This window comes from Sulfitobacter noctilucicola (assembly GCF_000622385.1).
Lineage (GTDB): Bacteria > Pseudomonadota > Alphaproteobacteria > Rhodobacterales > Rhodobacteraceae > Sulfitobacter > Sulfitobacter noctilucicola.
This window is the reverse complement of the sequence record NZ_JASD01000008.1, coordinates 3,377,495-3,387,167: the sequence shown is the minus strand read 5'-3', so window position 1 is coordinate 3,387,167 and position 9,673 is coordinate 3,377,495. Positions and strand designations below refer to the sequence as shown.

Genomic DNA, 9,673 nt, shown 5'->3' with positions numbered 1-9,673 from the left:
ACTTTGAAACACCTGTCACCGTTGACCTTTTGGCCAACGATTCAGATGTGGACGGCGATGATCTGACCGTGATCGAGGCGACGGTTCCTGCCGAGCAGGGCACGTTGGTTGATAACGGCGACGGCACTGTGACTTTCACGCCTGCGGATGATTTCCTGGGCGAAGCGACGATCAGCTACACCATCAGCGACCCATCGGGTGAGGAAGCCTCGGCTGTTCACGTGATCACGGTCAATGACACCGACAACGCGCCGGAAGCCGTTGATGATGTGGCCGAGACGGATGAGGATACGCCTGTCACCATCGATGCCGTAGCCAACGACACCGATCCGAACGGTGATCCGCTGACCATCACCGAAGCCTCTGTTCCGGAAGAGCAGGGCACCGTTGATATCGTCGACAACCAGCTGGTGTTCACACCGGCCGAGGACTTCACCGGTGAGGCAGAGATTTCCTATACGGTCGAAGACCCTGACGGCAACGCGGACGAGGGGACCGTCACGGTTACCGTGAACCCCGTGAACGACGCGCCTGACGCGGTGGATGATGTTGCGACCACGGAAGAAGACACACCTGTTGTCCTCGACCTGATCGACAACGACAGCGATCCCGAGGATGATTTGCTGACGGTGACCGAAGTGTCTGTTCCCGAAGAACAGGGCACCGTGGTCAACAACGGCGACGGCACGGCCACCTTCACACCGGCACCCGATTTTGTCGGTGAGGCAACCGTGACCTACACAATAGCGGATCCCGATGGCGAAGAAGACACTGCCGTTCACGTGGTTGACGTCACCCCGATCAACGACGCACCCGATGCGGTTGATGATGCGGATGTCACCGACGAAGACACGCCGGTCACCGTTGATCTGCTGGCCAATGACACGGATGTTGACGGCGACGACCTGCGCGTTGTCGAAGCCACTGTACCCGAAGAAGAAGGGACGCTGGTCGACAATGGCGACGGCACGGTGACCTTCACGCCAGCGCCTGATTTTAACGGCGACGCGACGATCACCTATACCATTTCTGACGGGAATGGCGGTGAGGATACGGCCGAGCATGTGATCACGGTTGGCGAAGAGAACGACGCGCCGGTGACCGAGCCCGACACGCTTGAGACGGATGAGGACACACCGTCCGAGCCGCTGAACGTGCTGGCCAACGACACTGATCCCGATGGTGATCCGCTTGAGCTGATCGAGGCGACAAGCCCTGATGGCACGGTGGCGTTCACGCCGGAAGGCGAAGTGATCTTCACGCCGGATCCGGACTTCAACGGTGAGACAACGATCACCTACACCGTGACCGATCCCTCGGGCGAGGAGACGGAAGGCACGGTCACCGTGACCGTGAACCCCGTCAACGACGCACCCGATGCGGTTGATGATGTGGACGTCACACCGGAAGACACACCGATCACGGTTGATCTGCTGGCCAACGACACGGATGTGGACGGCGACGATCTGACGGTTGTCGAAGCCACCGTTCCCGAAGAGCAGGGCACCCTGGTCGACAACGGCGACGGCACCGTCACCTTCACCCCGGCTGAAGACTTCACCGGCGAAGCAACAATCAGCTACACCATCGAAGACGAAGAAGGTCTCACAGACTCAGCCGAGCACCTCGTTTACGTCAACGAAGTCAGCGATGTCCCTGTGGCCAACGATGATATAGCGACCACCGAAGAGGACACACCTGTTACCATCGATGCGTTGGAGAACGATACAGACCCCGATGGCGACGACACGCTGATCATTTTGGAGGCCACTGTTCCGGAAGAACAGGGTACGGTTGAAATTGTCGACAATGAGCTGGTGTTCACACCTGCGCCTGACTTCAACGGCGAAGCGATCATCGACTATGTCGCACAAGACCCTGATGGCAATGAAGCGCCAGCGCAGGTCACGGTCACCGTGGACCCTGTCAACGACGCACCGGTTGCCGAAGATGACAGCGACATCACAGACCTGAACACACCTGTCACAGTTGACCTGCTGGCCAATGACAGCGATGTGGATGGTGATGATCTGACGGTTATCGAAGCCACGGTTCCTGAAGAGCAGGGCACGCTGGTCGAAAACGGTGATGGTACAGTCACCTTCACACCCTCAACGGACTTCACCGGTGAAGCGACAATCAGCTACACCATCGAAGACGAAGAAGGTCTGACGGATGATGCGGTCCATGTGATCACCGTGAACGACACCGAAAACGCGCCGACAGCAGTGGATGACACCGCTGAAACAGATGAGGACACACCTGTCACCATCGACGTGCTCGAAAATGACACCGATCCGACGGATGATCCGCTGACGATCACCGAAGCGTCTGTGCCAGAAGAGCAAGGCACCGTTGAAATTGTCGATAACCAACTGGTCTTTACACCGGCACCTGACTTCAATGGCCCTGCAGAGATTTCCTATACGGTCGAAGACCCTGACGGGAACGCGGATGAGGGAACAGTTGCGGTCACAGTGAACCCTGTGAACGATGCACCTGTCGCCGAGGACGATGAAGATGTCACAGACATCAATACCCCTGTAACCGTTGACCTACTGGCCAACGACAGCGATGTGGATGGTGATGATCTGACGGTTATCGAAGCCACAGTTCCTGCCGAAGAAGGCACGCTGGTCGATAACGGCGATGGCACCGTGACCTTCACACCTGCCACGGACTTTGTCGGTGAAGCGACGATCAGCTACACCATCGAAGACGAAGAAGGTCTGACGGATGATGCGGTTCATGTGATCACGGTCGAAGACCCTGAGAACACGCCACCCGTTGCTGTGGACGATGTCGAGGAAACACCGGAAGACACCCCTGTCATCGTCGATTTGATCGGCAATGACACGGACGAAGACGGTGATCCGCTGACATTGGTCGAAGCCACTGTGCCAGAAGAGCAAGGCACGCTGGAAGACAATGGTGACGGCACCGTGACGTTCACGCCGGCACCTGACTTCAACGGCCCGGCGACGATCACCTACACAGTTGCCGATCCAGATGGTGAAGAAGACGAGGGCGAGGCAATCGTCACCGTTACACCTGTCAACGATGCACCTGTGGCCGAAGATGACCGCGACATCACCGACTTTGAAACACCTGTTACAGTTGACCTTCTGGCCAACGATTCAGATGTCGATGGCGATGATCTAACTGTGATCGAGGCAACAGTTCCTGCCGAGCAGGGCACGTTGGTTGATAACGGCGACGGTACTGTGACCTTTACACCAGCCGATGATTTCACCGGTGATGCGACGATCAGCTATACCATCGAGGACGAAGAAGGTCTGACGGATGAAGCGGTTCACGTCATTACGGTAAATGACACGGACAATGCGCCAACTGCGGTGGATGACGCGGCCGAAACGGACGAAGAAACACCTGTCACCATCGATGTTCTCGACAACGACACAGATCCGACAGACGATCCGTTGACTGTGGTCGAGGCAACCGTGCCAGAAGAGCAAGGCACAGTTGAAATCGTCGATAACCAGATCGTGTTCACACCGGCGGAAGATTTCACCGGTGAGGCGACCATCGACTACATCATCGAAGACCCTGACGGGAATGCGGATGAAGCGGTGGTGACAGTCACGGTTAATCCGGTGAACGACGCACCTGACGCGGTGGATGATGTTGCGACCACGGAAGAAGACACACCTGTTGTCCTCGACCTGATCGACAACGACAGCGACCCCGAGGGTGATCCGCTTACGGTGACCGAAGTGTCTGTTCCCGAAGAGCAGGGCACCGTGGTCAACAACGGCGACGGTACAGCCACCTTCACACCGGCACCCGATTTTGTCGGTGAGGCAACCGTGACCTACACAATCGCGGATCCCGATGGCGAGGAAGACACAGCCGTTCACGTCGTAGACGTGACGCCAGTGAACGATGCGCCGGACGCGGTCGATGATGCGGACACAACCGATTACAACACACCTGTAACGGTTGATCTGCTGGCCAACGATACGGACATCGACGGTGACGAGCTGACGGTCATCGAAGCCACGGTTCCTGAAGAGCAGGGCACGCTGGTTGATAACGGTGACGGAACCGTCACCTTCACACCTGTTCCGGGCTTCATCGGTGACGCGACCATCACCTACACCATCGAGGACGAAGGCGGCCTGCGCGATAGCGCCGAGCATGTCATCACAGTCGAGGAGCCAGGTGATCGTGACGGTATTGTCGAGGGCACGGATGGCAGCGATCTAATCGATCCGGAGTACGCTGGCGATCCCGATGGCGACTTTGTCGACAACGAAGATGCAATCCTGCCGGGCCAAGAGCCGAACGACGATATCATCATTGCCGGTGACGGTGACGATACAGTTCTGGCGGGTCTTGGTGACGATAGCGTCACAGGTGGCGAAGGTAACGACTCCATCCTTGGCGAAGACGGCAGCGACACCGTAGACGGTGGTGACGGCGACGATGTGATCGACACATCCGGTCCTGATCTGGCGCCTGACGATGGCTATCCGTTTGAGCCAGGCACCGACGACCTTGGGTACGAGCCTGACACGGATCCTGAAAACGACCGCGACTCTGTTATCGGTGGTGCTGGCAATGACACCATCACAACCGGCGACGACAGCGACACGATTTCGGGTGGTGACGGCGATGACGTAATCAACGCGGGCATTGATGATGATCTCGTGGCTGGTGATGATGGCGACGACCGTATCGTAGGTGGGGAAGGTGATGACACCATCACTGGTGGCTTCGGCAACGACACCATTTATGGCGGCACAGACCCTGATGTTATTCCCGATCTGGTCAACATCGTTGACGAACCAAGTGACGATGACCCGTTCTCACCTGATCGCAACCCTGACAACGGGCGTGATCTGATCGATGGCGGCGCCGGCGACGACCTGATCTTTGGCGACGACGACGATGACACCATCACTGGTGGCTCCGGCAACGACACCATCGACGGTGGCATCGACGACGACACAATCGACGGTGGCACGGGTGACGACAGTCTGATTGGCGGACAGGGTAACGATACCCTGCGCGGCAACCGGAATGACGACACTCTGATCGGTGGCACAGGCGACGATGTCCTTGATGGCGGCGGCGAAAACGACCTGCTTGAAGGTGGCGACGGCGACGACGACATGATGGGTGGCCAAGGCGACGACACTCTGCGTGGCGGCGATGGCGACGACACCATGACAGGTGGCGCAGGTCAGGATGTTTTTGAGGATGTCGGACCGGGTGACGTGATCGACGGTGGTTCCGGTCCGGTGGACATGGACACACTCGACCTGACAGGCTCCAAGCCTGAAGGCGGCAGCTTTGACATCGTCTTTACGTCCGACGATGAAGAGGATGGCGTGGTCAACTACTTCGACGCCGATGGCGAAGATGCAGGCCAGCTGGTGTTCGAAGAGATCGAGACCATCATCCCCTGTTTCACACCGGGCACCAAAATCGCGACACCAAAAGGTGAGCGTCTGGTCGAGGAACTGAAGGTTGGAGACCGTGTCATTACACGTGACAACGGCATTCAGGAAATCCGCTGGGTCGGTGCACGCGACATGACAGGTGCCGAGTTCGAGAAGGCGGCGCACCTCAAGCCGGTTCTGATCCGTCAGGGCGCACTGGGCAACGATCTGCCAGAGCGTGATATGATGGTATCGCCCAACCACCGCGTTCTGGTGGCCAACGACAAGACAGCGCTTTATTTTGAAGAGCGTGAAGTTCTGGTCGCGGCCAAGCACCTGACAGGTCTGGAAGGCGTGGACATCGTGGATGTGTCCCACACGACCTACATCCACGTCATGTTCGACCAGCACGAGGTGATCCTGTCTGATGGCTCATGGACCGAGAGTTTCCAGCCTGGTGATATGTCCCTTGCGGGCATCGGCAACGCCCAGCGTCAGGAAATTCTGGAGCTGTTCCCGGAACTGGCCACGCAAGAAGGCGTAGAGGCTTACGCTTCTGCCCGCCGGTCACTTAAGAAGCACGAGGCGAAACTGATTACCAAGTAAGGTAAAGAACGCCGGGGGGCTTTCACACACCGATAACAACACGCAGGGAAAACCCTGCGTGTTAGAAATATGCAGCTGTTTGGTTCGGGGGTATTACCTTCACATGAGCCGACACCCAAGCGGGGCGGGCGACCGCCCCGCTTACAAACGTTCAGAATGACATTGTCTGAATTGTTATTTATATAGAAACAAACATTCGGTCTGATTGATTATTAATGCTCAGGCATGTCCGCAATTAACTAATTATTAAATTTATCTCATTTACACGCCACGAAGTATGCTAAAATATTCATAGTTATTAACGAGTACGTTTGTATCGGTCTTACGAATCAACGTTTTGTGAACCCTTTAATTATTTCTATTTTCTTCCGCAGGGTTCGATACTCAAGGGACGAAACCAATGGCCATTATTCCTGGCACACCTGGAAACGACACGCTCACCGGACTACCAGAAGACGACCTGATTGAAGCTGGAGCAGGCAACGATGTTGTCACCGGCGGCGACGGGAACGACACAATTCTAGGCGGTCCCGGGGACGATGATCTGTTCGGTGGCGCAGGCGATGATAGCATCGACGGTGGTGATGGTAACGACATCATGACTGGTGGTACGGGCAGCAATACCCTGCTTGGTGGCAACGGAAGTGACCAGTTTTACAACCTGTCGCTTGGCGATACGATTGACGGCGGAGAGGACGACGACGGCTTTGACCGCATCTTTACAGATGGGCTGGTGCCGAGCGGCGGCCGCAGCGAGATTACCCGCGATCCTGACAATTTCGAGAACGGAACCATCTCAGTCTACGACGCAGAGGATGAACTGCTAGGTCAGATCAGCTTCTCCAATATCGAAAAGGTCGATGCAATCGTTGAAGAACCGCCTTGTTTCACTCCGGGGACAATGATCGCGACCCTTAAGGGCGAACGTCGGGTAGAGGAGCTGAAGGTCGGTGACCGCATCATCACCCGTGACAACGGTATTCAAGATGTACGCTGGATTGGCACGCGCGAAATGACAGGTGCCGAGTTCGAGAAAGCGGCACACCTCAAGCCGGTTCTGATCCGTCAGGGTGCACTGGGCAACGATCTGCCAGAGCGTGATATGATGGTCAGCCCTAATCACCGCGTTCTGGTGGCCAACGACAAGACAGCGCTTTATTTCGAAGAGCGTGAAGTTCTGGTCGCGGCCAAGCACCTGACAGGTCTGGAAGGCGTCGACATCGTGAATGTGTCCCACACGACCTACATTCACGTCATGTTCGACCAGCACGAGGTCATCCTGTCTGATGGCTCTTGGACCGAGAGTTTCCAGCCTGGCGATTTGTCCCTTGCAGGTATCGGCAACGCACAGCGTCAGGAAATTCTGGAGCTGTTCCCCGAGCTCGCGCATCAGGAGGGGGTTGAAGCCTATGCGTCGGCCCGGCGGTCGCTGAAGAAGCACGAGGCGAAGCTAGTCCTGAATTGAAGGCGCGAATCGTCGATCAACTATTTGGGGCGTGCAGTTCAGATGCTGCGTGTCCCGAATGCGTTGCCTGTCCTTAAGACGAGATTGCAATGCCAGTTGAAGAACTGCTCAATTAACGTGCAGACAAGCTCGGCGATTGTTTATTGCCCGTCAACAATGATTGCATACCCATCCTGATTGTCACGCCAACGCCATGCCTGCGGATACAATGCTGTAATTCCCCTCAAAATAGCCATAAAAACGTCTAAATTAACGTTAACGGCCAACTGGACTCTCTGTTGGTTTGTACTTCTTGCGAGTATGAGGGGCGACTGCCATGGCGATCATCAACGGAACATCGAACAACGATACGTTACAAGGCACCCTTGAAGACGACCAGATCACCGGCAGTGGTGGTCAGGATCTCATCTCAGGCGAAGGTGCCAACGATCTTATTGATGGCGGTGAAGGCGACGATACGCTGTTCGGTGATGCAGGCGTCGGTACGGCACCGGGGCTGAACGCGAGCCCAATCACGTTGAACTACGCAGACCGCGCCACGAACACCGGGGCCAACGCGCAGGCAGGTGACGAGGTCATCTACCGCAATGTTGCCCAACTTGAAGATGGTACACAGATTGACGGGCGGCTTGTCTTGGTCAGTACGACCAACGACCAGATGGCCATTGATATGACAGGTGGCACAGGTTTTGAGATCTTGCTCAACACCACCAGCCGCAGCGAATTTACAGGTGAGACGGCAACTTTCCGCCTTGAATTTTTTGATCCTGCCACCGGCGAGCCGGTCGCGTTGAATTCGACCGGTACCTTTAACGATCTGGACCGTAATGCGCCGGGCAATCAGGAATCTGTTACCATTGACGCCGGCAGTTTCACGGCGTTCGGGACTGCCGCAGATACGTCTCTCAACGTTACAACCGCCAGCGGCACGATCACGGCGGCAGGCACTGAGCAGAATAGCCCTGTCGATCAGGATGCGTGGTTCTCAGCCGAGTTCGAAAACCGCGAGTTTATCGAATTTACGCTGGAAACCCGTTCAAGCCGATCCGGCTTTACCCTCTCGGGAGATTTGATCGAGGACGGTGTTGTCACCCCGATCGAGGCTGGTGATGACACTATCACAGGCGGCTCCGGTCAGGACCAGATTTTCGGCCAGGGCGGAAATGACAGCCTTGAAGGCGAAGGCGGTGATGACATCATCGAAGGTGGTGAAGGCGACGACACGCTGCTGGGGGGCGATGGTCAGGATGACCTCGATGGTGGCGCGGGTGCCGATCTTTTGAATGGTGGCGCGGGCGACGATACAATCCGCGGTGGTGATGGCGAAGATACCATCGTTTCGGGTACGGGCATGGACTGGGTGCGTGGCGGAAACGACAGTGACCTATTCACCTTCGACGGCGCGGGCAGTCACCAGATCCTCGGTGGCGAAGACGCCGACGGGGCGGACATTGACCGCATCGACCTGACAGGCATAGACCGCAACACCTACCGTTTGATCCGTGGCGAGCCTGAAGAGGGCCGGATCGAATTCCTTGACACCAATGGCAACGTCATTGGCCGCACAAACTACGCCGAGATCGAAGAGGTCATTATCTGTTTCACGCCCGGCACGATGATTGCCACGAAACGTGGCGAAAAGCCTGTGCAGCAGCTAAAGGTCGGAGACAAGGTATTCACCCGCGACAACGGCCCGCAAGAGCTGCGCTGGATCGGTCGTCGGAACCTCAAGCGTCAGGATCTGACGCGCATGCCGCATTACAGCCCCATCCTGATCCGCGCAGGTGCTTTGGGAAATGACAATCCTGTGCGCGATATGATGGTCAGTCCCAATCACCGTATGCTGATTACGTCTGAAATAGCCGAAATGATGTTTGGTGAAAGCGAAGTACTGGTGGCGGCCAAACATCTGGTCAGTCTCGATGGCGTAGACACAGCGGCCGTGAGCAAAGTCAGCTATATCCATATGATGTTCGACCAGCATGAAGTTATTCTGGCCGATGGTACATGGGCGGAGAGCTTTCTGCCCGGCACGCAGGCCATGGCGGGCATTCAGAAAGACCAGAGACAGGAGATCCTTGATCTTTTCCCCGAGCTGATCGACACCCGTGGCGTAAAGAACTTTGATGCGGCACGGCGGCTTTTGAAAGCCCACGAGGCGCACCTGTTAATGCTGGAAAAGAAGCATTAAATCAAT

At 56.5% G+C, this 9,673-nt stretch carries 3 protein-coding genes; all 3 read left to right on the top strand.

Going from position 1 to position 9,673, the window contains the following annotated elements:
- Positions 1 to 6,011, top strand: a 6,011-nt coding sequence (locus Z946_RS21210) for a cadherin-like domain-containing protein (protein ID WP_025057533.1), incomplete at its 5' end; no start/stop codon positions are given.
- 400 nt (positions 6,012 to 6,411) lie between these two features.
- On the top strand, positions 6,412 to 7,476 hold the full coding sequence (locus Z946_RS0120245; protein ID WP_025057532.1) for a Hint domain-containing protein: 1,065 nt from the start codon (positions 6,412 to 6,414) through the stop codon (positions 7,474 to 7,476).
- 316 nt (positions 7,477 to 7,792) lie between these two features.
- Positions 7,793 to 9,667 (top strand): Hint domain-containing protein, encoded by a 1,875-nt coding sequence (locus Z946_RS0120240; protein WP_025057531.1) that lies wholly within the window; start codon positions 7,793 to 7,795, stop codon positions 9,665 to 9,667.
- The last annotated feature ends 6 nt before the right edge of the window (positions 9,668 to 9,673 follow it).